The 23,072-nt window shown below is 48.3% G+C and carries 18 protein-coding genes and 1 pseudogene; 6 read left to right on the plus strand and 13 right to left on the minus strand.

What is annotated here, in order from left to right:
- Nucleotides 1-11: 11 nt before the first annotated feature.
- Nucleotides 12-2,765 carry a fimbrillin family protein gene (locus D0T87_RS08600; RefSeq protein WP_163174728.1) on the minus strand — a complete coding sequence of 918 codons (2,754 nt, stop codon included), beginning with the start codon at nt 2,763-2,765 and terminating at the stop codon, nt 12-14.
- Nucleotides 2,766-3,424: 659 nt separating this feature from the next.
- On the opposite strand from D0T87_RS08600, the gene D0T87_RS08605 reads away from it, so the two are divergent.
- The gene (locus tag D0T87_RS08605) at nt 3,425-4,639 is read left to right on the plus strand and encodes an AraC family transcriptional regulator (protein ID WP_163174729.1); all 1,215 of its coding nucleotides are present in this window, start codon (nt 3,425-3,427) and stop codon (nt 4,637-4,639) included.
- Between the two features lie 100 nt (nt 4,640-4,739).
- Here the strand turns inward: D0T87_RS08605 and D0T87_RS08610 are convergent, their stop codons facing one another.
- The 5 genes from D0T87_RS08610 to D0T87_RS08630 form a co-directional block, all read right to left on the minus strand.
- On the minus strand, nt 4,740-6,113 hold the full coding sequence (locus D0T87_RS08610; RefSeq protein ID WP_163174730.1) for an aminopeptidase P family protein: 1,374 nt from the start codon (nt 6,111-6,113) through the stop codon (nt 4,740-4,742).
- 37 nt (nt 6,114-6,150) lie between these two features.
- Nucleotides 6,151-6,630 (minus strand): DUF3990 domain-containing protein, encoded by a 480-nt coding sequence (locus D0T87_RS08615; protein ID WP_163174731.1) that lies wholly within the window; start codon nt 6,628-6,630, stop codon nt 6,151-6,153.
- Nucleotides 6,627-6,842 (minus strand): DUF3791 domain-containing protein, encoded by a 216-nt coding sequence (locus D0T87_RS08620; protein ID WP_163174732.1) that lies wholly within the window; start codon nt 6,840-6,842, stop codon nt 6,627-6,629. Before D0T87_RS08620 ends, D0T87_RS08615 begins: the two co-directional genes overlap by 4 nt.
- An 18-nt stretch (nt 6,843-6,860) precedes the next feature.
- Nucleotides 6,861-7,100, minus strand: a complete 240-nt coding sequence (locus D0T87_RS08625) for a hypothetical protein (protein ID WP_163174733.1) — start codon at nt 7,098-7,100, stop codon at nt 6,861-6,863.
- Between the two features lie 87 nt (nt 7,101-7,187).
- Nucleotides 7,188-8,417, minus strand: coding sequence for a glycoside hydrolase family 88 protein (locus tag D0T87_RS08630; protein ID WP_163174734.1), 1,230 nt, complete (start codon nt 8,415-8,417; stop codon nt 7,188-7,190).
- 196 nt (nt 8,418-8,613) lie between these two features.
- On the opposite strand from D0T87_RS08630, the gene rpoN reads away from it, so the two are divergent.
- The 5 genes from rpoN (at nt 8,614) to D0T87_RS08655 (ending at nt 13,609) form a co-directional block, all read left to right on the plus strand.
- Nucleotides 8,614-10,074 carry an RNA polymerase factor sigma-54 gene (gene rpoN, locus D0T87_RS08635; protein WP_163174735.1) on the plus strand — a complete coding sequence of 487 codons (1,461 nt, stop codon included), beginning with the start codon at nt 8,614-8,616 and terminating at the stop codon, nt 10,072-10,074.
- Between the two features lie 2 nt (nt 10,075-10,076).
- On the plus strand, nt 10,077-10,739 hold the full coding sequence (locus tag D0T87_RS08640; protein WP_163174736.1) for a hypothetical protein: 663 nt from the start codon (nt 10,077-10,079) through the stop codon (nt 10,737-10,739).
- Nucleotides 10,740-10,857: 118 nt separating this feature from the next.
- Nucleotides 10,858-11,238 carry a glycine cleavage system protein GcvH gene (gene gcvH, locus D0T87_RS08645; RefSeq protein WP_163174737.1) on the plus strand — a complete coding sequence of 127 codons (381 nt, stop codon included), beginning with the start codon at nt 10,858-10,860 and terminating at the stop codon, nt 11,236-11,238.
- 10 nt (nt 11,239-11,248) lie between these two features.
- Nucleotides 11,249-11,755, plus strand: coding sequence for a 5-(carboxyamino)imidazole ribonucleotide mutase (purE, locus tag D0T87_RS08650; protein ID WP_163174738.1), 507 nt, complete (start codon nt 11,249-11,251; stop codon nt 11,753-11,755).
- Between the two features lie 9 nt (nt 11,756-11,764).
- Entirely contained in the window at nt 11,765-13,609 is a 1,845-nt protein-coding gene (locus D0T87_RS08655) for a 4-hydroxy-3-methylbut-2-en-1-yl diphosphate synthase (protein WP_163174739.1), read from the plus strand.
- Here the strand turns inward: D0T87_RS08655 and D0T87_RS08660 are convergent.
- The 7 genes and pseudogenes from D0T87_RS08660 to D0T87_RS08685 form a co-directional block, all read right to left on the minus strand.
- Complete coding sequence (locus D0T87_RS08660; RefSeq protein ID WP_239063582.1) at nt 13,581-14,534, minus strand: metallophosphoesterase; 954 nt, start codon at nt 14,532-14,534, stop codon at nt 13,581-13,583. The two genes, D0T87_RS08655 and D0T87_RS08660, sit on opposite strands and share 29 nt — an antisense overlap.
- A pseudogene (locus tag D0T87_RS24565) lies at nt 14,514-15,290 on the minus strand (dienelactone hydrolase family protein); the annotation flags it as partial. The gene D0T87_RS08660 and the pseudogene D0T87_RS24565, both read right to left, overlap by 21 nt.
- A gap of 32 nt (nt 15,291-15,322) precedes the next feature.
- Nucleotides 15,323-17,044 carry a family 43 glycosylhydrolase gene (locus D0T87_RS08665; RefSeq protein WP_163174740.1) on the minus strand — a complete coding sequence of 574 codons (1,722 nt, stop codon included), beginning with the start codon at nt 17,042-17,044 and terminating at the stop codon, nt 15,323-15,325.
- Between the two features lie 9 nt (nt 17,045-17,053).
- Nucleotides 17,054-18,604, minus strand: a complete 1,551-nt coding sequence (locus tag D0T87_RS08670; RefSeq protein ID WP_163174741.1) for a sulfatase — start codon at nt 18,602-18,604, stop codon at nt 17,054-17,056.
- Between the two features lies 1 nt (nt 18,605).
- Complete coding sequence (bglX, locus tag D0T87_RS08675) at nt 18,606-20,873, minus strand: beta-glucosidase BglX (RefSeq protein ID WP_163174742.1); 2,268 nt, start codon at nt 20,871-20,873, stop codon at nt 18,606-18,608.
- Between the two features lie 14 nt (nt 20,874-20,887).
- Complete coding sequence (locus tag D0T87_RS08680) at nt 20,888-21,745, minus strand: endonuclease/exonuclease/phosphatase family protein (protein WP_163174743.1); 858 nt, start codon at nt 21,743-21,745, stop codon at nt 20,888-20,890.
- Between the two features lie 3 nt (nt 21,746-21,748).
- Complete coding sequence (locus D0T87_RS08685; protein WP_203558645.1) at nt 21,749-23,065, minus strand: glucoamylase family protein; 1,317 nt, start codon at nt 23,063-23,065, stop codon at nt 21,749-21,751.
- Nucleotides 23,066-23,072: the final 7 nt, after the last annotated feature.

Below are 23,072 nucleotides of genomic sequence, written 5' to 3' on the forward strand. Positions count from 1 at the left end.
TGCGTATTTGGTCAATATTCAAAGTCGCCGGTTCCGGTTCCGCCTTCGCCCCAATCGCCGATGCTGCCTATACTAATTCCCAGGCCGCTCTTATTCACGGTAGCTGTAAGGGTGTACTTTTTATTACCGAGCAACTCGTCGAACCCGGCAACATTCTTCAACGGCAGGGTGTAGGTATGCCCGTTGATTTCCAATTTCACCTTCTGAACAGTGCCGACTGTTTGAGGTATTACAATGCCAGACTGATTATTCTTCATCTTATAGTCCTCGTCAGAGAAGCCGATGAGGGTGATGGTAGCCGCGGCGGCGGCAGTTTCGAACTCTGCATCCTCGTAGCCGGTGCCTTTGGCCAGCTTAACGGTAAGTTGGGCGTTTACGTGCGTAAGTTCGAAGCTAATGGTATGGCCCCAAGGCACATCCACGCCGTACCCTTCCAGCACATCCTTCTCCGGAGTGCCGGCGGCATCGGGGGTGAAGCGCATGCTGAAGACATACAAGTGACCCTCGGGAATATCATCCCAGTAGATAGGGTTGATGGGAACAGGGGTGCCCGATCCGGTCCAGTTGTAAGTAGCGGTGTGCGAGTCGATGATGACCTCAACTTTGCCTGGCGGCAGCATGCTGAGGTCAATGCTACTGACTACATCCACCTTGACATCAGCGTCTTTCTTCACCTCTTCGCCCCAATTAATTGAAGACACGTTGAAGCCTATTTCTGCAGGGGTAAGGGTGAAGGTGAACACGGTGTGCGAGTTGGATGGCAGCTCAATCTTTTCTTTCGCGTTGATGGTGTAGGTATGGCCTCCTACGGCAACGGTGGCAACCTCGTCGCCGATGGCAAAGGATGTGGCGGGATATATGAAGGTATTCAACTCGCCGGTAAAGGAGATGTCCTTTTTGAATGTTACCTGAGCTTTGCTTAGGTCGGTAGCGGCAGGGAAGCCCGTACCTTTGGCTAACTTGACGGTAACTTTGGCATTGGCGTGCTTAAACTCTAACGCCAGCGCACCGTCTTTCATCTTTACGGCAGGGGTTTCGAGTATGTCTTTCTCGCCCAGTGCGGGAGCCGAAGCCGGGGTATGGATGGCGGTGAACTCATCGTCGGGCGCAGTATCTTCTACATAGAAAGGAGTGCCGGTCACGTTCCATTCGCCGTTGGTATAAGCATAGTCGGCCGATACGGCTCCTTCTTTGCCTTTGTTCTTCCACAGGGTGAAGGTTGTTATCTCGGGTGCATCGGTGGCAGGGTCTTTGGGAATTGTTATATGTATGGCGGTGAGGTTGGTGGTGCTTCCCACTTCCCAATCTTTCATAGTTACTTTAAGGCTGGTGGTTGTTTTGCCCTTTTCTACTTTCAGGGCGATGTTGAGGGTGTTGATGGTTCCTTTTTTCAATTCGATGGCATCGGTCACTTTGACGGAATGCGTGCGGCTACCTATGGTTACTGCAATGTCGGTGCCGGCGGCAATGGTGGCAGGGGCAACGATAAGTGTGTTGGTCGCCCCGGTGAGGTCGTAGTCCAGCAATTTGAAGGTAGCAGTCGAGATGTCGTCACCTTCGGGGAAGCCTTCGCCTTTACTGAGGTTCACGATGAGTTGCGCGTTGACATGAGCGAATTCTATGCTGAGTTTGCCGGCTTCGGTTGTGGTGGCGGTAGCTTCCAGGTCGTCGGTGAGAGTGGTGATGGCATCTGCCGTGCCCAGCGTGGTGGTTGCTTTGAATACATCGGCCACGGCAGCATCGGTGGTGTAGAAGGGTGCGGGTGCAGCCGACCACTCGGTGCCGATCAGTGTGTACACGCGCTTGTCGGCATCGTTGCTTTCTTTCCAGATGCTGAACCGGGTGATGGCGGCATCCACGTTAATATCGTTCTGTGGGATGTCGATGTTGATGGCCGTCAGTCCCTCGGTTGGTCCGCCCGTCCAGGGTTGAATCATTGCGGTTACGGAAGCCGGAATGCTTGGGTTTTCTTTCAGGGTGATGGTGATGGTGGCTTCCTCGCCTGTGCCCAGCGCTACGGTTGCGGGCAGCGGGGCGTTGAACGTTTTATCGCCTACCTTGATGCTGAATGCTACGCCACTTCCGGCGGGGGTGGGGATAACAATTGCCTTATTGCCCTTTAGTTCGATGTTCGTTTTATCGCCCGAGGCATTGAGCTGTTGCGTGAACAGATCGAATATGGCTGTGGCGGAGGTGCCCGAAAGGGTTACTTTGGCATCGGCAAGGTTGATGTTGCCCAGCGACTCGTCTGCTTTCAGGGTGATGTTCAGCTTGGTAAGCCGGTGCACGAAGGCAAAGGCTACTGATGGGTCGTCCTGGCTTTTGCCTGTTACGCGGTCGGCAGTCATGAAGTCGATGGCGGCGAGGTTGGTTTGGTTAGATACATTAACCGATAAGGTGCCGGTGCCGGTGTTCCCTGCGGCGTGGGGATAATATGCCAGGATATCCAGCTTCGACCCATCGGTTGGGTAGTAGGCTGTGTTGGCTGCATCCGCAGGAACGAAGCTGGCGGTGGCACCATCTGCCGTGGTGTTGGTGTACTTGAAGTTGGCCTGGTTGTTGTACACAGTGGCCGTACCCGTGTTGAGGGTGTACACGCCGATGGCATCGCCTTGGTTCCAGGTCGATTCGCTGGCGCGGGTGTTTATCCCTGCGCTGATAGACAGCGGTGTACGATCCGTTGGCGTAGGATCGTCATTGTTGTCGCTACAGGCAGCCAGCATGGGGAGTATCAATGCGAGGACTGCAAATTTGTTCTTTTTCATTTTCTTCATCTTTTAGTTATTAAATTGTTATGTATTCATCTTATAGGTTGATGGCTTGTGTTTTTACCGCCCGGGCGTGGTAGCGGGCGGTGAGCATGCCGAGGGAGATCAGCATGGATAGCAATCCGATATAGGTTTTTGTTATTTTCATGTTTCTTATAGTTTAAATGACCTGCACATGACTTGTTGTCGGACAAATGTATTTTATTCGTTCCTCAAGACTGTATCATATCAGAAAAAGGTTGTCTCACTCCCGGAATAAATATTATAACCCTATAAAAGGAATAATCTTATTTGTTTTCTGCCTGAGATTAACTTTCAAATGTGTCAATTATAACTTTTATTTCTGCATAATTTAAATCGGCTGGTTGCAAGCGGCTCATTGGCTGGTTGCAAGCGGCTAATGAGCTGGTTGCAACCGGCTAACTTAAATTGTGCAGGAAAAGAGGTTAGTTTTAGTGGGTTTAAACATTGTTTTAAACAGGTTTGGATATTCTTTTTTTATATATTGTTTGTTACTTTGTTCTTCTGTCTATACTCGGCTGGTGTGCAACCGTACCGACCCCGGAAGTGTTGGTGGAATGTTTTGCGAGAGCGGTAGCCGGATACTCCGGGGTACTATAGTGTTGCATTGGGGGGTGGACAAATCGTAAAATCCCATGCCCGGCAATATGGCAAATCGTAAAAAGTTGTACATTTGCCGCATGTTGATGAACTATATCTATACGTTGCTGCTTCCTTTCATCCCCATAGCGGGGGCTTTGATGTGTATATTGATGATGGGGACGACGCGCCGCTCCGGTTCCGCATGGAAATCTGGCACCGTCACCTTGCCGGGGTTCTTTGCCAGCCAGATGGTGATGTGGTTCTCAACACTGGTTTACAATTATGCTCCGGGTGCGTTTGTGTACCTCAGCGGGTTGTCGTACTTTACTATCCTGTCGGTGCAGGTGTGCCTGTTCCATTTCGTGTTCCGTATCACACAACAGCGTAGCGACGAGCGGTTTTCGTGTCTGCACTATCTTATTCCGCTGGCCATTGCGGGGGTTCAGGAGGTGTGGATGTTGCTGGTACCGTTTGATGTAACGCTTGGGCTGGTGGAGAGCAAGGGGGTGCCGTCGGCGGATTACCCTATATATTCGGCCTACTTCCTGTTTAAGATAAAGATGCGGATGATTGTCAGCACGGTGTACACGGTGTGGGCGCTGGTACGCATCTACCGTTACTGGCGTGTGGTGATGAATTATTCGGCGGACGAAGAGCGCATGTCGCTGGGCTGGCTCCGGCTGTTGGTGTTCCTGACGATTATCCAGATGTTCCTGCCCATGACGATGGTGTTTCAGGAACGTAGCTATTTCTTTACGGCGCCGTTTATCATGCCGATATCTACACTGCTGTTGCTGGTGCAGTTTGCGTTGCTCTGCGGTAATTTTATGACGGGTAATTATGTGCAGATACAGACCGGCGGCAACGTGCCACTGCGAGGTTTCCCTGCGGGTGGCGACGTGCCGCCCGCAGGGGAACCTGACAGCAGCACGTTGCTGCCTCCTGTCGTGGGGGTGGACTCTAAGCGGGTTTACCGCGATACCTTCGAGGTGTTTATGGATACTCGTAAGCCTTACCTCGATGCGCAGTTGCGCATCATAGACCTGGCGGCGGAATTGGGCACGAACCGTTCGTACCTGTCGTCGTTTATTAACGAAACGTATGGGATGAATTTTAGCCAGTTTATCAATGGCTACCGCATGAGGGAGTTCTACCGCTTGGTGGAGGAACGTCCGGAGGCGAATAAGTCGGAGTTGGCACTGAAAGTAGGGTTCGGGAGTTACAGGAGCTTTGCGCGGATAGAGAAGGGGGTGAGTCAGTTTGGGTGAAGGCATATATGTCGAGGACGTGCCATAAGCCTTCAGAAGGTTTATTTTACCTGTAGGGGCGGTTCGCGAACCGCCCCTACAGGTAATCATTTACTTTGAATTATCGTAGCGCTTCTACCTCATCCGGTGTTAGAGGTATCTGTTTACCCAGGCGGCGGCTACCATCAGCGGTAATCAGGTAATCTTCTTCATTGCGGATACCACCGAAATCTTTATATGTTTCGGCCATGTCGTAGTTAATGAAATCCATGAATTTCTTCTCGGCTCTCCACTTATCCATTAGTTCGGGGATGAAGTAGATACCCGGTTCGATGGTCAGTACAAATCCCGGTTCCAGCGTGCGGCCCAGGCGGAGCGACTTGCGTCCGAACTGTGTGCTCTTGGGTTGGCCATCGTAGCCTACCCATACCTCGCCCAGATTTTCCATATCATGTACGTCCAGTCCCATCATGTGGCCCAGTCCGTGCGGATAGAACATGGCGTGTGCCCCTTCGCGTACAGCATCTTCGGCGTTGCCTTTCATGAGTCCAACTTGTTTCAGACCTTCTACCATGATGCGTGCGGACAGATCATATACTTCCATGAAGGTGATGCCCGGACGGAGTGCTTTTACTGATTCCAGGTGCATACGGTTCTGTATCTCGTATATCTCCCGTTGGCGGGCGGTGAATTTCTTATCGGCAGGGATGGTAGACGACATATCGCCGGCATATCCCATCGGGGTTTCTGCTCCGGCATCAATCAGGAACAGGTCGCCCGGTTTCACCAGGTTACCGTGGTAATGGTTATGCAACGTCTGCCCGTTGATGGTGGCAATGGTGGGGAAGGACAAATCACCACCTGCGGCAAAGGCCACACCTTCGAGTATAGCAGCTACTTCGTACTCGTACATGCCCGGTGCAACGGCTTTCATGGCTGCAATATGCATATCTGCCGTGATGTTACACGCCTTCTCTATTTCAACAATTTCCTCGTCCGATTTATAATTACGTTGGGCTACAACGGCTTTAATGAATGGCAAAGAACCTTCTTGGTGGGCAAAAGGAATACCCAGCCACTCTAGGAGCTTAATTTTATGCTCCGGGCGGTAAGGAGGGAGGTAGTGGATGCTTTGTCCTTTTTGTGCCGCCTTGTGCAGATATTCGGTAATGCCTGCTGCCGGCTGGTTCAGAGTAATCCCTACCCGTTCGCTCTTTTCTTTTAGCGTAGGCTGGGTGCCCATCCACACGATAGCATCGATGCTCAGTTCGTCTCCAAAGATAATCTCTTTATCTTCGTCAATGTCGATGATGGCGTTTAGTCCGGCAAATGATAGGCCGAAGTAATAAAGGAAAGTGGAATCCTGACGGTAACGGAAGGCATTATCTGCATAATTCAGTCCCATATCGTCATTGCCCAGGAAAAGCACGACACCCGAGCCAATTGTCTTTTTGAGCAAGGCTCTGCGCTGTATGTATGTTTCTTTGCTAAACATAATGGAGTATTTTAGGGGTTAATTTATATGGTTTATTTTATACCTCAACTGCTTCTACAAACGTTAGTTTGGCCAAAGCATGGTCGTTGTGGAAGGATATCTGGTCGAAAAGATGATGAACTCTTAATCTTTTTACGGTATCTTCTACTGATAAAACTCCGGATTCATAGAGAGAAAGGGTTTCGTATAATGTATCATCGGCTACTGCGCCTTTTACACAGTCGTAGATATGCGTTTCCTGTCCCCGGCGGTTGTTAATTATGAATTCTAACCAAGCTTCATTAGCGTACGGGAATTGTTGTACGTTGGGTAGAATCTCCAAAAAACGATCGTCAACCTCATAGATGTTGACATAAGCTTTTGGACTTTGGATTCTTTGTTTCTTGATTTGTGCCCAGCGAGTAGCTTGTTCAAGGCTGGTTGTGGTGTAAAAACCATAACCAAAATCTAAGAACCGATTGCTTTTGATGATTCGGGGACTTTCTATTTGCTCTGTACTACCGTGGTATAACTTCATCTTTTCTTTCTATTAGCAATATATTCCTCAATATCGGCTACAATATATTGTTTTCCTTGTGTATGTAATACATCATATCCTTCTGTGAGGTATGTAAACACGTCATACTCCTCAAAATCCTTCAACGCCTCGTTGCCGTCTATTTGTTTGGCAGCTTTATAGCCTTCGAGACAGAATATGATAAACTTTTCTATTGTATGCTGTGTGTCCATCTTTACTTTTCAGTCAGGTTAAACATAATCGGGCAGTTCGAAGATTCCCTGGTCTTTTTCTTTTTCAACGAGTTCAAGCAATAACATAGGGCTATAATGCCATACTTTTGTTTCTTCTCTCTCAAGCATGTGATATAACTTTGAAGTATAAAGGTAGCGTAGAGATTCACGGAAAGAGAATCCCTTGCGTTCAATCATCAGTTTTACAACGGACTGTACTTTCAATGGTAAGATGGCTTCGAATTTCTTTTTGTCCATTGTTATTCTCCTTTCTTTTGCTTAGTTATAACACAAAAATAACATATTTGGTTGACACTTTCGTTGTTTAGGTACAATATATTGCCGTTATTTTAAGTTACTATTCTTATACCTCACCAACGCTTCCAGATAATAATAGTCGGCATATACCAGTGGCTTATCTATCTCGAAATTGTGTGGAATACTGCCTACGCAATGTTCAATAAGGAAGTTGGCATTCGTGCCCAATGCCGCCCGGTATTGAGGTGACGAAAGACTTTTGAGCATGTTCATGGCATATACACTATATATCGGCTCTTTAGCCAGGTCGGCCAGTTCAAAGAGTGCCGAGCAAACGATAGCTCCTGCGGAGGCGTCTCTCAGTTTCTCCCGGAACTTGACTGCGTTGGAGTTTTTCCCCGGTACATATCCTTCCTGGTCAACGTTGAAATCCCACACCGGAATCATATCTTCCGGCAGATGCGTGAGGAAGTAATCAGCCGTTTCTTTGGCTACTTTCAGGTAAGTTTCGTCCTGGGTTTCACGGTACATCATGGTAAAACCATACACAATCCAAGCCTGTCCGCGTGCCCAGGTAGAATTATCGCTATAGCCCTGTGCCGTAGCTTTGTCGGCGGCAGTGCCGGTAATGGTATCGAAGTCTACCACGTGATATGTGTCATAATCCTGGCGGATATGGTTTTTAATGGTGGTGTTGGCGTGAGTCACTGCAATATCGTAGAAACGTTTGTCGCCCGATAGTTTGGTGGCGGCGAAGAGCATTTCCAGGTTCATCATATTATCTACGATCACAGGGAAGTACCATTCTTTGCCATCCCAGTTCCGTCCGCGATTCCAGGATTTGATGGCTTGGGTTCTTTCGTCGAAACGGGTGATCAGAGATTCTGCACTTTGGATGATGATGTCTTTGTATTCAGGCTTCGGTGCCAGACGATATGCGTTGCCATAGCTGCAATATATCATGAAACCCAGGTCGTGATGTCCGGTGAAGGTTTTCAGTGGTTCCAGCGAATGTGTCCAGACTTTGGCCCGGTCGCGCCACACGGTGTCTTCGGTTAGTTCGTACAGATACCATAGGTTTCCGGGAAAGAATCCCGGAGTCCAGTCGTACATATTGGTGGTTACGAGCTCGCCTTTATCATTCATTGTCCGCGGGTAGTTCTTGCCGGTTGGTTCTCCGGTTTTCTCCAACATCAATGCTGTTTGGTGAGCGGCAAAATCAACATTCTCAGCTATAAATGTGTTTTTGGGGTTGGTGCAAGCTGTTGCCAGTGTTAGAAGGCAGCTCAGTGTGAATAAGTTTCTCAAGGTCTTCATTGTTTATTTGTTGGTTTTAGAATGTAACAATCGAGTGTTGTGTGCAAATATAGTGAAAGCCGAACACAGAACTGCAAATTTATTTGCAAGTTATGTTAAGGCGCATCCTATATTATCAAAATATAAGTATTACAAATTACATTTATCAATTTTAAATAGCTACTTTTGTAGCACTGGAAAAATAGACAAAAGAAGTATGGCACAAGGTTCCCGTCAGATACAATCGCAAGTCCAGCAGCAGGTACAAACGCTATCGCCACAGCAAATACTTGTTGTGAAATTGTTGGAATTGCCTGCGTTGGAATTAGAAGATCGTATACACGCCGAGCTTCTTGAGAACCCCGCACTGGAAGAGGGACATGAAGATACGGCATCGGATGATTTATCTGCAACCTCCGAACAGGAAAATAATGATTCCGTTGAATATGACGCAAATGATGATTACCTGACAGAAGATGATATACCGGACTATAAGTTACAGGACAATAACGGATCTCGCAAAGCTGCGGTAGATGAAATACCCTTTTCGGAGGCAACCTCCTTTTATGAACTGCTGAAAGATCAACTAAACGAGTTGGACCTTAGCGAACACCAACGCGAGGTGACCGAGTATCTTATCGGCTCGCTGGATGATGACGGGTTATTGCGTAAATCACTGGATAGTATCAGTGATGAGCTGGCCATCTATGCCGGCGTTGAAGCTTCCGAAGAAGAGTTGGAGGAAGCGTTAAGGATTATCCAGGATTTTGATCCGCCCGGGTTGGGTGCACGTAACTTGCAGGAATGTTTATTGAATCAGATCAAACGTAAGGAAGATACTCCATTGCGTAAGATTGAGATGGATATCATAGAGCATTGCTACGAGGAGTTTACCCGTAAGCATTGGGATAAAATAAAAATGAAGCTTGGGCTTACCACAGAGGAGTTTGAAGAGGCCATTGCGGATATTACTAAACTCAATCCTCGTCCGGGAAGCTCTATGGGTGAGTTCATTGGGCGTAATATGCAGCAAATCATCCCTGATTTTATTGTTGAAACAATGGATGATGATACAATTGTTATCAGCCTGAACAACCGGAACGTTCCGGAACTGCGAATGAGCCGGGACTTTAAAGCCATTCTCAGGGAGCAGACATCCAATAAGGCTAATTTATCGAAAGAGGCCAAAGATGCTGCCATGTTCCTGAAACAAAAGTTGGATGCCGCCCAGAACTTTATTGATGCGGTGAAACAACGGCAGAACACCCTGATGTCCACCATGCAGGCGATAGTTGATTTGCAGCGTCCTTTCTTTCTGGATGGTGATGAGATATTGATTAAACCCATGATCCTGAAAGATGTGGCCGAGCGTACCGGTCTGGATATCTCTACCATTTCCCGCGTGAGCAACAGTAAATATGTGCAGACCAATTATGGTATATATTCCCTGAAATTCTTCTTTAGTGATGCCATTATAACCGATGATGGCGAAGAAATGTCCGTTCGTGAGATTAAGAAGGTACTTCAGGAGTGTGTTGAAAATGAGAATAAGAAACGTCCTCTGACGGACGAAGAACTGGCGGATATATTAGCTGAAAAGGGATTCCCGATTGCCCGTAGAACGGTTGCCAAGTATCGCCAGCAATTAAATATCCCAATAGCCCGATTGCGTAAATAAGTATGGAGAATCATATAAAAACAGACAGGACATTACTTGGAGTGGCCCGATTTATCTCAATGGTCTTCACTCCTTTCACGATACCTACCGTAACTTTTTTGGTATTGTTCCTGTTTTCGTATCTACGGATTATGCCTGTGCAATACAAACTGATTGTTATAGGGCTGGTATTCTGTTTTACCATAGTAATGCCTGTGCTTACCATTTATCTGTTTCGCAAGATTCACGGGTTGGCTCCGCAGGAGTTGGGTGATCGCAAGAAACGGTATATGCCTTATCTGCTCACTATCATTTCCTATGCATTTTGTTTGTTAATGATGCACCGGTTGAACATTCCCTGGTACATGAGCGGTGTTATTCTTGCGGCTTTGCTTATCATGATTGTTTTCCTGCTCCTGAACCTGAAATGGAAAATCAGTGAACACATGGGGGGAGCCGGTGGAGTAATAGGTGGCTTGGTATCCTTTAGCTCTCTTTTTGGTTATAATCCTGTATCGTGGTTGTGCTTCTTTATTCTGGTGGCCGGAGTATTGGGCTCTGCCCGGATCACATTAGGACATCATAAACTGGGTGAAGTTCTTGTTGGCTTTGTTGTCGGGTTGTTGTGCTCTTTACTGGTGCTTCATCCCATGAGCAACTTCTTCTTCCGATTTATTCTGCTCTGAGCGGCAACGGCAGCAACATGCCGCAGCGAGGGCGGTGACGCACCGTACCGAGGTTTGCTACGCGATTGGTTTTGAAATTGTATTAACTAACAGTATATTAACTCTAAATTGTATTATTATGAACATTCCACAAGAATTGAAGTACACCAGTGAACATGAATGGGTACGTCTCGAAGGTGATATCGCTTATGTAGGTATAACTGATTATGCCCAGGAACAGTTGGGTGATATTGTGTTTGTTGATATTCCAAGTGTTGGCGAAACATTAGATGCAAATGAAGTTTTCGGCACCATTGAGGTAGTGAAAACCGTATCTGATCTTTTCCTGCCTGTAGCTGGTGAGGTATTGGAACAGAATGAGGCTTTAGAGGAAAATCCGGAATTGGTGAACAAAGATCCGTATGGTAAAGGATGGTTGATTAAGATTAAACCAGCTAATGTGGAAGATTTGAATGATCTGCTTGATGCTGCGGGGTATAAAGAAGTGATTAACGCGTAAACAAAAATCAATGAATCCAATTGTAAGTATTATCATGGGTAGTACCTCCGACCTTCCGGTGATGGAGAAAGCTGCCCAGCTACTCAATGAATTACAGGTACCTTTTGAAATGAATGCCCTTTCCGCTCATCGCACTCCCGAGGCGGTAGAAGAGTTTGCGAAGAACGCACATTTACGTGGTATCAAAGTTATTATTGCGGCTGCCGGTATGGCTGCCCATTTGCCGGGTGTTATTGCGGCTTCTACTCCGCTTCCGGTTATTGGTGTGCCTATTAAATCATCGCTCGATGGTATGGATGCGCTGTTGGCTATTGTGCAGATGCCTCCGGGTATTCCCGTAGCTACCGTAGGTATTAATGGCGCCTTGAATGCGGCTATCCTTGCTGTTCAGATGCTTTCTTTGGAGAATAAAGAACTTGAAGCCAGGTTCATTGCGTACAAAGAAGGATTGAAGAAGAAAATTGTTAAAGCAAACGAAGAGCTTAAAGCCGTTAAATACGATTATAAGACAAACTAACATAACTGCATGGATATTTTCAACTATTCCCGCCGGGAGACATCAGAGGTTAATATAGGCGCCATCCCCTTGGGAGGCAATCACCCTATTCGTGTTCAGTCCATGACCAATACTTCGACCATGGACACAGAAGCTTGCATCAGCCAGGCCAAACGTATCATTGATGCCGGTGGCGAATATGTTCGCCTTACTACACAGGGAATTAAGGAGGCCGAGAACCTGATGAACATCAATATCGGTTTACGTCAGGATGGTTACATGAACCCGTTGATTGCCGATGTGCATTTCAATCCCAAGGTTGCCGATGTAGCTGCGCAGTTTGCGGAGAAAGTACGGATCAATCCCGGTAATTATGTGGATGCCGCCCGTACTTTTAAGGAAATAGATTATACCGATGAGGAGTACGCCCTTGAACTCCAAAAGATATATGACCGCTTTGTACCTTTCCTGAATATCTGTAAGGAGAATTATACGGCTATTCGCATTGGGGTGAACCACGGTTCCCTGTCGGACCGGATTATGTCCCGTTATGGCGACACTCCCGAGGGAATGGTAGAATCCTGCATGGAGTTCCTGCGCATCTGTATGCAGGAGAACTTTACCGATGTGGTGATCTCGATGAAGACTTCCAACACGGTGATTATGGTAAAAACCGTACGCTTGCTTGTCTCTGTTATGGAGAAGGAAGGTATGAGTTTCCCGCTACACCTTGGGGTTACCGAAGCCGGTGACGGTGAAGATGGACGCATAAAATCAGCTTTAGGTATCGGGGCGTTACTGGCCGATGGGTTGGGAGATACCATCCGTGTTTCCCTGAGTGAAGAACCTGAACTGGAAATACCGGTGGCCCGTAAGTTGGTGGATTATATCGTGCAACGTTCCGGACACCAATATATACCCGGCATAGCGGCCGATGGATTTGATTATCTTTCTCCCGTACGCCGTAAAACCCATGCTGTGCGCAATATTGGAGGTGAAAACCTCCCCATAGTGATTGCCGAGCGCTTGAACGGTTCTACAGAGGTAGACCCTCAATTCGTACCCGACTATATTTATGCCGGTCGTGAACTCCCGGCTCATCCGATACAAGGTTGTGGATATATCCTTGATGGTGATGTGTGGACGGGTGCTGCCCATACCTGGCCGGCTTTTGTCTACACGCAACAGGACGAAATAGAACGCTGTCAGAGCGATCTGAAATTCCTCTTTATGCCTTACCTGATGCTGACCGATGATTGCATTGCCTTCCTGAGAAAGCATCCCGAAGTGGTGTTGATTTCTCAAAGCAATCACGACAATCGGTTGGGCGAGCACCGGGCTTTTGTGCATTTACTAATGACCGAAGGTTTGCAGCATCCGGTAGTCTTCTTCCAGCATTATGCTGAGGATGAGGCGGAGAATCTCCAGATAAAAGCAGCAGCAGATATGGGTGCACTTATCTTCGATGGTTTCTGTGATGGAATCATGTTGCTTAATCAGGCGGCTTTACCACATACTACCGTAGATACTACGGCATTCGGAATCCTGCAAGCCGGACGTATCCGTACCAGTAAAACCGAATACATCTCCTGTCCCGGTTGTGGAAGGACATTGTTTAATCTACAAGAGACCATTGCACGGGTGAAGGCTGCTACCTCCCACCTGAAAGGATTAAAGATTGGCATTATGGGCTGTATTGTAAATGGTCCCGGCGAAATGGCCGATGCCGACTATGGTTATGTCGGCGCCGGGCGTGGTAAGATAAGTCTCTATAAGCGGAAAGAATGTATTGAGAAGAACATTCCCGAAGAAGAAGCAGTGGATAAACTCATTGAGCTGATTAAGGCTAATGGGGATTACATGGAGAGAGACTAAATACAAAATTATGCTCGGGTGATGGGTGATATGCTTTATTCCAGGTAGAATATGTTTTCACGTCTATCTCCTTTTTCTTCTTATCAAAGGTTATTATACGTAGATAGCCCTCTCCACCATTTTGAGAGTCTTTAACCCCACGCTGATAATTGGCCAGCATCTGATAAACTTTATTGCCGTGTTTTCCTTCTGATACTAATGTACCTACCCCTGTATGGAGCACATGGCCACAGAATACGGCAATAATATTGGGATGTTGTGAAACGAATTTCTCCCAGATTCCTTTACCATCATTTACTGTCCGGCCTTCTTCCTTTCCTATACCATAATTTTGTGGACGCCATGAATCGCCTTCGTCCAGCAGTGTACTGTCACTGTATAGGTAAGCGTGAGTATTTACTATAACTACTTTATCAGGATTAGAAGCCACCATCTGGTTGGCCCAGTCAAGCGATTCATCGGAAGGACCGAATGCCAGACTCATGATGAGCCAATCCACGCCTCCGGCTTTCAGCGTAATGTAATGGTTGTCTAATGTTTTCCCGTCGGCAGTATCGCCCCAATAGCTTTTTTGTTTCTTCTCTATTAAGGGGAAGTAGTGGTTGGCGATATCCGTATTATAGACATCGGAACATTTCATGGGCTTACTGCCTATATCATGATTTCCCCAGGCAATGGTGTAGGGAATGCCTGCTTTATCCAAACGGGCAAATTGATTCTTCATGATCCACCATTCGGCAGGATAGTTCTCCTGAGTTATATCACCTACCTGAATAACGGCGTCGATGTTCCTGCGATTCTCCACTATCCAACCGAAATATCCGTCCAATACCTTCGGATGTTTTTCTACATACGTTTGTGTGTCGGGTAGAATGACAAAACGGGCTTTATCCTTATCTTTGCCTTTCTTCTTTTGGGCAAACAACCAATCCATAAACCCGGGGTAATTGAATGCCGGTGTCCAACTGCCGTGGTTACAACCCGGAAACTCAATATATTCTACGTCAATTCCGGCTGACTTGAGTGCTTCGTATGCTGCGCGTGAGCCTTCTACAGGAACCACATTGTCACTATCGCCATGGAAGATACGGTAGTTCGCTCCCTGAGCATTTACCAACCTTTGCGGATTTACCGTCCCACAGATGGGTATAACGGCAGCAAATAATTCAGGAAAGCGACAAGCAAGATCGAAGGCGCCCATCCCTCCCATAGAAAGACCGATAACATAAATTCGTTCTTTATCAACCTGAGGCATAGCCAGGTAGGTGTCCAGTAATTCTTTGACGGATTGAAATATGGGAGTAATTCCCTGTGATAGCGGCATCTCCGCCGGAAGGAACGATGCCGGACGCTCGGCATAGGCCCAGTATCCCTCTACCGGGCATTGTGGAAAGAGTACAAAAGCCGGGTATTGCTCACGGTTTGCCGGATTCAGAAACATCTGTCCGCCGTGTGTAAGCTGCTTTTCGTTATCATTTCCACGTTCGCCTCCGCCGTGCAGAAAGAGGACCAGGGGATATTTCTCTCCTTTTGTTCCTTTCGCCTCCGCTTCGGGTCGAAGCAGACGATAGTTGAGGGAATTGCCTTTAGAGGAAATGAATGTTTTTCTTTCGTACTCATTCTGTGCTACCAGCGAAAGGCTGATAAGCCATAGCCCGAATAGAATGGATAACTGTTTCATGGTTAGGTGAATGTATTGGTTAAGTGGGTGTATTATTGAGGTTCTTTGATGAATGTACGTTCGGATACACCATTCTCGTTGAATGCTTCGATGGCGAAGTAGTAATCCTGATCAGTAGTCAGGCACTTCATTAACAATTCATGATCCGTATACACCATCCATGAACTGTAGAGTTTATCGGGGGCAATTCCCCAAAGTACGTTGTATCCTTGCGCACCTTTTACCGGGGTCCAACGGATGGTAACATCTCTCCGGTCGGTATGGCGGTTGATGGTCAGTGTTTTTACCTTCTGCGGGGCTTTACCTTCGCCCAGCCCGAAGACGCGGATGGCCGATAGGGAGAGGTGTGGCGTAGGTACATGCATGTTATTATAGCGTATGTAGCGTACACGGGTGGGTGTTTCTATCTCCACATAATCATTGGGAACATCTTTGTAGCTGTTGCTGCGGTCGACAAGTGTTGCCCAGTTTGTTCCGTCTACCGATCCTTGAATAGTGTACCGGTGATACAAGCCGGGGATCTTTCCGTACATATCACTTTGATAATCATTGTAGTTCACCTGAATGGCGTGCACGGTTGCCGGTGTTTGCAGGTCTATCTGTATCCATTGTTTATTATCGTTGACAGAGGCCAGCCAAAAGGTCTTGCTGCTTTCGTCCGTAAGATGGGCGGGTGCGTGTGTTGCTACGGATGAAGATGCCGTTACGGGTTTCTGATAGGAGAGCAACATCCAACCACGGAACTCTCCCTTACGGCCCGGTACGGTAGGTGCGTAGCGGGGATAATCGCCGAAACGGGTATCGCAATACATTATTCCGTCTGCGTCAAAATAAGTGGGGAACATGCAGAGGCGGCGTTCCCAATGCATATTCACGGGGAAGGCCATGGAACCAAAGTGCCAGTATTGCTTGCCGGGGCCAAGAACGGTGCTTCCATGTCCGGCTCCGTTCATGTATCCTCCGGGTTTGTAGGAAATCGGGTTGTGCTTTTGGTAGGAATAGGGACCCATCGGATGGTCGCCAACATATACTCCGTCGGCATATACGTTGAATTGGGTGCCGGGTGCGGCGTATTGCATGTAATACTTTCCGTTATGCTTGGTTAGCCAGGGACCTTCGATATAACCTCCCAGAATGGTATCGGAGTGGTTTTCGCCGAAGCGTTCCCAACCATGTTTTTCGGCGTCGAGATTAAACAGCTCTTTGGTTTCGTGCTCAATGAAGCGACGGTTCTTTTCCAGTTCTTTGCCACGGATAGGGAATTTGTTGGATGACCCCCAGAACATGTATGCGCTACTGTCGTCATCAATAAAGAGGGCGGGGTCTTGCAGGTTATTGAGGATGGCAGGAACTATTTTCCAGTCGCCCTTCTTGGGGTTATCTGTATAAAGTACACTCATGGAGCCGGACGGATCACCGCATACGTAGAGTACGGAATCGCGGTAGTTATGTGCTGCCGGAGCATTGCTGCCCTGAAAATACCACTGTTCGGGAACAATGAAGTCCCAGTTTTGCAGGTCGGTAGAGTGCCAGTATCCGTGCGAGCGGGTGACAAACATGTAGTATTCGCCACGGAACTCAACCACGGCCGGGTCTGCCCCCGAACGGTATGAGATTCCTTTGCCGGAATTGTAAATCATGTACGTGTAGTCCACGTTGAGCGGATTGCAGTAGGTGTCCATACGCATATCTTGTGCGTAGGTTGTGACTGCCAGCAGGCAGGCCAGGAGGAGGGTGATGATCTGTTTATTCATACGATTGGTTTATTTACAATATTCTTTGGGCACGTCGTACTGTTGTTGCAAACGTACTAATTCTTTTTTTAATGTGCCGGTTATTTTCTCGGTTCCTTTCTTTGCGTAGATGTTGTTCATCTCGGTAGGATCGGTTTTCAGGTCGTAAAGTTCCCAGAGGTCTTCTTTATAGAAGTGGATAAGCTTGTAACGTTCCATCTTTACGCCACAGTGGGCGCGTACGCTGTGGAAACCGGGGAACTCGTAATAGTGATAGTAAAGCGACCGGCGCCAGCCGGAAGGTGTTTTTCCTTTTTCAACCAACGGCTTGAATGATATGCCTTGCATATCTTCGGGTGCGGATATACCGCACATATCAAGAAAGGTAGGGGCGAAGTCGATGTTTTGCGTTAGACCTTCTACGCAGGTTTGCGGACGGATATGTCCCGGCCAGCGCATGACCATAGGCATTTCGAAGGACTCTTCGTACATGAAACGTTTGTCGAACCAGCCATGCTCGCCCAGGTAGAATCCCTGGTCGGTGGTGTAAACAACGATGGTGTTCTTGTCCAGTCCGGTTTCCTGAAGGTAGTTGAGTATTTCGCCTACGCTCTCGTCTACACTCTTCACGGTGGCCATGTAGTCCTGCATATAGCGTTGGTATTTCCACTCGGCCACTTCGCCGGAGGTTCGTGGGTGGGAGTAAAATGCATTGTTTCGTTCGCGGTATGCTTCGAAGAAGCGGTCTTGTTCCTGGGGCGTCATGGTGTTGAGGAAAGCATTTGGCCAGGGGTCGAACAGTAATGTACGGCTATCGGTGCCTGTCACCATTTTCAGGTCATGGCCTTCGTACATATCGCGGTAAATGTTCATTTCTTGTTTGGAGGCGGCGAAACGGCCTTCGTAGGTGTCAAAGTAATTGTCCGGCATGGGGAAATGCGTGTTTTCATAGAGCCGGTAGTGGCGTTCGGCCGGTACCCAGTTGCGGTGTACGGCTTTGTGGTGCATCATCAGGAAGAAGGGTTTTGCTTTGTCCCGGCCGTCGAGCCACTCCTTGGTGAAGGAGGTAATCAGGTCGGTTACGTATCCGGTGTGTTGGGTGGTATCGTTTTCTGTAATGAAATGAGGGTTGCAATAATCGCCCTGATCGTTGAGTATCATCCAGTGGTCGAAGCCCGTAGGACGGGATATGAGGTGCCATTTACCGATGACGGCTGTTTGATAACCGTTCTGTTGCAGTACTTTGGGTAGGGTTTGCTGCGATCCGTCAAATCCTTTGGCCCAGTTCTTCATAAAGCCGTTCTTGTGGCTGTGCTTGCCGGTAAGTATGGCGGCACGGCTGGGACCGGAAATGGAGTTGCAGCAATAGTTGTTCATAAACACGGCTCCTTCGTGTCCGATGCGGTCAATATGAGGGGTAGGCGCTACCTGTCCAACCGGATGCCCATAGATGCTCATGGCCTGACGCGCATGGTCATCGCTCATTATGAAAATGATATTGGGTCTTTCCTGTTGTGCAAAGCCGGCAGCAGTAGGCAGCAGGGGAAGCAATCCTGTAAGGGTGAGTATCTTTGTCTTCATCTTATTTTAATGTAAACGTTCCTTCATGTTCTTCATGGGCCGATGAAGAGGCTACCCACACCTTAAAGTCGCCCGGTTCGGCTTGCATTTGCATGTTGATGTCGCAGAATGCCAGATCCTTATCGGTCAGGGTGAAGGTCACCTGTTTGGTTTCTCCTTTGGCCAGGGCAACTTTGCTGAAACCTTTCAGCTCCTTCACCGGACGGGTTACACTGCCTACCAGGTCGCGGATGTAGAGTTGAACGATTTCCTCCCCGTCCCGGTCGCCCGCATTGGTTACGTCGGCAGTGATGGTCAGGGTTTCGCCTTTAGTAATAGTGGGGCTGCTCAGTTTCATGTTGCCGATGCTGAAGGTGGTATAGCTCAGACCATATCCAAATGGGTACAGTGGCGAGTTGGGCACATCGATATAGGAACTGCGATAGTCCGTTTCGGGTTTGTCCTCGGGCATGGGCCGACCGGTATTCTTCCGGTTATAATAGATCGGAATCTGACCTACGTTGCGTGGGAAACTCATGGTTAGTTTAGCCGAGGGGTTATAGTCTCCGGCTATGACATCGGCCATGGCATGCCCGGCCATAGTGCCCAGATACCAGGCTTCCATGATAGCATCCAGGTTTTGATCTTCCCACGAGAGGTCGAGCGGACGGCCATTCATCAATACCAACCCGATGGGTTTGCCGGTTTTCTTAAGTTCTTTCAATAGGTCGCGTTGCGAACCGGGCAAGGTGATGTCTGTCCGGCAGGCTGCCTCACCGCTCCAGTTGTAGTCTTCTCCGGCGGCTACAAGTACGATGTCCGCCTGTCGGGCTATGCTTACGGCCTGTGCAAAACCGGCTGTTCCGGGTTTCATCAGGTCACAGCCTTCGGCATAAAGGAAACGCACGGAGGTGTCTTTGTAGCGTTCGGTCAACCCTTCGAATAGGGATGCACTTTGGTTGCGGTCGCCACGTCCGGCCCATTCGCCGTTCATGCTGCGTTTGTTCTTCACCATGGGGCCTATCAGGGCAATGGTTTTGCGCTCGGCCGGGGAGATGGGCAAGAACTTGTTGTCGTTCTTCAACAGTACGATGGATTTACGTCCGGCATCGCGCGCCACTTCAAGGAACTCGGGTTTGAGGATGGTTGCCTTTTCGCGTTCGGCATCGAGGTAGCGGAAAGGATCGTCCATCAGTCCGATGATGAACTTCATTTCCAGGATGCGGCGTACGGCACGGTCAATCACTTCTTCCGATACGCGTCCGGCCTCTACCTCGGCTTTCAGGTTTTTAAGGAATACGCCTCCGGTCATGTCCATGTCAATGCCTGCATTGGCGGCCAGGCGGGCGGCTTGCGGTTCATCGGCGGCTACGCCGTGCGGAATAAGCTCATTAATGGCAGTGTAGTCCGTAACCACAAAACCGTTGAAGTTCCATTCGTTGCGCAATACATCTGTGTACAGGAATTTGCTTGCTGTGCAGGGCATGCCCGATATTTCGTTGAAGGCCGTCATAAATGTAGCTACCCCTGCATCTTTGGCTGCTTCGAAGGGGGGCAGGTAAACATCGCGCAGGGTCCGCTCCGATACGTCTACAATATTGTAATCCCGGCCCGATTCGGCGGCTCCGTAGGCGCAGAAGTGCTTAGCGCAGGCCAGTACTTTATCCATGCGGTATAGGTCGTCCGGCGTGTCTCCCTGGAATCCCTTCACCCGTGTTTCGGCAATGAGCGCGCCGAGGTAGGTGTCTTCTCCTGCTCCCTCCATCACACGTCCCCAGCGGGCATCGCGGGCAATGTCTACCATGGGTGCAAAGGTCCAGTTTACACCTGCCGCAGCAGCTTCTTCGGCGGCTATGGCTGCGCTTTTCTTCATTAGTTCCAAGTCCCATGAACAAGACTCGGCCAATGGCATAGGGAAGATGGTTTTAAAACCGTGGATTACGTCATAGCCAAATAAAACGGGAATCTTCAGGCGCGACTCGGACAGGGCCAGCTCTTGTGTACGGCGTATTCCCTGTACAGTGGTGGTGTTGAAGATGCTTCCTATCAGTCCTTTCTTCAGATAAGGCTCAATGTCATCATTAATGGCTGGTCCGGTAATATCTCCACGGCCGGAGTATTGGGTCATCTGCCCGATCTTCTCTTCCAGTGTCATCAATGCCAGCAGTGAATCGACACGTTCTTCTATGGTTTTATTTTTGCTATAACTGCTCCATTTGGCCGATCCGCCGCATGAGCAGGCAATGAGCGCCAGTGCCAGGAAAACTATATTTATATACTTCTTTTTCATGTTCGTTGCAGAAATTAATTAAGCGTTAGGGTTGTAATCACAGGGTTATGGTCTGAAAGGAAGCCAGTGCCAGGCCTGTCATCAATTACCCGGTACTTGTTAACATGGATCTGTGGAGTCACAAAAACATAATCAATCAGCGTTCTCTTCTCAACCGGCGTCCGACCAAAATTATGGAAAGTCCACGATGGTCCGTAAACGATGGGCGATGCCAGACGAGCGTCTTTCAGCACCTGATGTTGTGTGATCTGTGCAATCACCTCCGAGTCGGGCGTAGCATTAAAGTCGCCGGTTACGATAGACGGTAAGTCTTTGGCCAGTTCACTCATCCTCTCAATTAGCATCATGGCGCTTTCCCGGCGGGCTATCTGACCCACGTGATCGAAGTGCGTATTGAAGAAAGCCAGTTGTTTTCCGGTTTGCTTGTCTTTAAGTACCACCCAGGTCACGATACGTTCGCATGCGGCATCCCACCCCTTGACTCCTATCACTTCGGGAGTTTCGCTCAGGCCATATGTGCCTTCTTTTGCTACCTCAAAACGATCTGTTTTATAGAAAACAGAGCAATACTCACCTGCCTCCTTGCCATTGGCACGTCCTACACCCAATGCCGTGTACTGTGGCAGGCGTTCTTTCAGATCGGTAAGCTGGTTGTGGAGTACCTCCTGCATCCCTATCAGATCCGGACTATAATAGGTTATCATCGCAGCCACGTTGTCCTTGCGGTACTTCCAGTTGTTCAGACTGTCGCCTGCATGATCCAGGCGGATATTGAAACTCATTACCTCGTATATAGCCTCCTGCTGTCCCCCGCATGAGCAAAGGAACAACAGTGAGGCAACTAATACACTATACAGAAAACTCTTTCTCATTTTTTATTTATTTAAATATGGAGATGTAAAACCTAGCTTCTTTAGTCCGGTCTGTACGTCGGGATGGCTCATAAAGAGCTTCCAGATAAGCTGTGTACGATAATTCTCGATCATAACAATAATCGGGCCCTGGTCTATGGCTAGGTATGAAGGCGCAAACCAATTCTCCGTCAGGTTGAAAGCATCCTTGAAGCCATATTCTCCCCACAGATTCTCGCCCAGTTCTTCGTAGAAGTAACGCATAGCTTCAATCGAATATTCCGGGGTGTAGGGTATAGATGATATGGCGGCTGTGGGCGTAATTACCCCTCTGTCATTGCGCGGACTGTGAGCCGAATAACCTTTATCGCCGTCGCTGGCCGTCAACCCCCAACACTTCTTGCCATAACCTTTATACTTCTTAGGGTTATCTATGCAATACGCACGGTTGATGAGCGTATGGGCTTTCATCTGTTCCTCATAATCGGCATAGCGGTCTTTCAATCCGCGCGGATCAAGACCCAGATAAGAATAGTGTGTAAAGAACAAGGGACCACCATATTCCGTACCCAACGGCAACTTTATGGCATAGTATTCTTTACCATTCCTGAATACCGTGGAGTTGGCCCAACCTCTGTGGTAAACCGATTCTTTGACAGAGAATGTGGGAGATGCGGCTGCCAGTATATATGCAATGTGGCATTCGTTGTGTCCTTTAATCTGGTGATTCATGGTCCAGTCGTTATTGGGCGACCAATGCCAGTAAAGCACCTCTTGTCCGCCTTGTGTAAACCAATTCCATTCGGCTTCGCGCCATAACTTACTGATCAAACCACGGATACGTCTCTCCGTGTTTGTTTCCTGATTAAAGTATTGATGGGCAGCCAGCAAGCCTTCAAACATAAAGGCCGATTCAACCAGGTCGGCACCGTCATCCTTCCGGCTGAAAGGAATGGTTTCTCCGGTTTTACCGTTTAACCAATGCGGCCAGATTCCATGATAGCTCTGGGCATCCTTATTCAGAAAGTTAACTATCTTGAGCATACGTTCGGCCCCTTCATCGCGGGTAACGAATCCGCGTTCTACACCTACAATAATCGCCATTACTCCAAAACCCGAACCACCGATGGTAGCTACCTCGGGGCGTCCGTTACTGCGCTCGTGCGCCAGTCCCGATTCGGGATGGGCAAAATCCCAGAAGTAACGGAAGGTTTGTTTCTGTACCAACGTAAGTAACTCTTCGTCGGTTAAGTGTTTCTTGTCTTTTGTTTGGGAAAAAGCACTTATATTTCCCAAAAGGATGACAAAAAGGATTAACCATTTTATTGTATTCGTTTGCATTATTAGA

The organism is Bacteroides sp. 51, assembly GCF_010500965.1.
GTDB lineage: Bacteria > Bacteroidota > Bacteroidia > Bacteroidales > Bacteroidaceae > Bacteroides.

Coding starts and splice junctions, on each gene's coding strand:
- D0T87_RS08640 (WP_163174736.1), top strand. CDS start 10,077: ATGGAGAATCATATAAAAACAGACAGGACATTACTTGGAGTGGCCCGA.
- D0T87_RS08680 (WP_163174743.1), bottom strand. CDS start 21,745: ATGAGAAAGAGTTTTCTGTATAGTGTATTAGTTGCCTCACTGTTGTTC.
- D0T87_RS08655 (WP_163174739.1), top strand. CDS start 11,765: ATGGATATTTTCAACTATTCCCGCCGGGAGACATCAGAGGTTAATATA.
- D0T87_RS08665 (WP_163174740.1), bottom strand. CDS start 17,044: ATGAATAAACAGATCATCACCCTCCTCCTGGCCTGCCTGCTGGCAGTC.
- D0T87_RS08685 (WP_203558645.1), bottom strand. CDS start 23,065: ATGCAAACGAATACAATAAAATGGTTAATCCTTTTTGTCATCCTTTTG.
- D0T87_RS08610 (WP_163174730.1), bottom strand. CDS start 6,113: ATGTTTAGCAAAGAAACATACATACAGCGCAGAGCCTTGCTCAAAAAG.
- D0T87_RS08615 (WP_163174731.1), bottom strand. CDS start 6,630: ATGAAGTTATACCACGGTAGTACAGAGCAAATAGAAAGTCCCCGAATC.
- gcvH (WP_163174737.1), top strand. CDS start 10,858: ATGAACATTCCACAAGAATTGAAGTACACCAGTGAACATGAATGGGTA.
- purE (WP_163174738.1), top strand. CDS start 11,249: ATGAATCCAATTGTAAGTATTATCATGGGTAGTACCTCCGACCTTCCG.
- bglX (WP_163174742.1), bottom strand. CDS start 20,873: ATGAAAAAGAAGTATATAAATATAGTTTTCCTGGCACTGGCGCTCATT.
- D0T87_RS08600 (WP_163174728.1), bottom strand. CDS start 2,765: ATGAAAAAGAACAAATTTGCAGTCCTCGCATTGATACTCCCCATGCTG.
- D0T87_RS08625 (WP_163174733.1), bottom strand. CDS start 7,100: ATGGACAAAAAGAAATTCGAAGCCATCTTACCATTGAAAGTACAGTCC.
- D0T87_RS08670 (WP_163174741.1), bottom strand. CDS start 18,604: ATGAAGACAAAGATACTCACCCTTACAGGATTGCTTCCCCTGCTGCCT.
- rpoN (WP_163174735.1), top strand. CDS start 8,614: ATGGCACAAGGTTCCCGTCAGATACAATCGCAAGTCCAGCAGCAGGTA.
- D0T87_RS08605 (WP_163174729.1), top strand. CDS start 3,425: ATGCCCGGCAATATGGCAAATCGTAAAAAGTTGTACATTTGCCGCATG.
- D0T87_RS08620 (WP_163174732.1), bottom strand. CDS start 6,842: ATGGACACACAGCATACAATAGAAAAGTTTATCATATTCTGTCTCGAA.
- D0T87_RS08630 (WP_163174734.1), bottom strand. CDS start 8,417: ATGAAGACCTTGAGAAACTTATTCACACTGAGCTGCCTTCTAACACTG.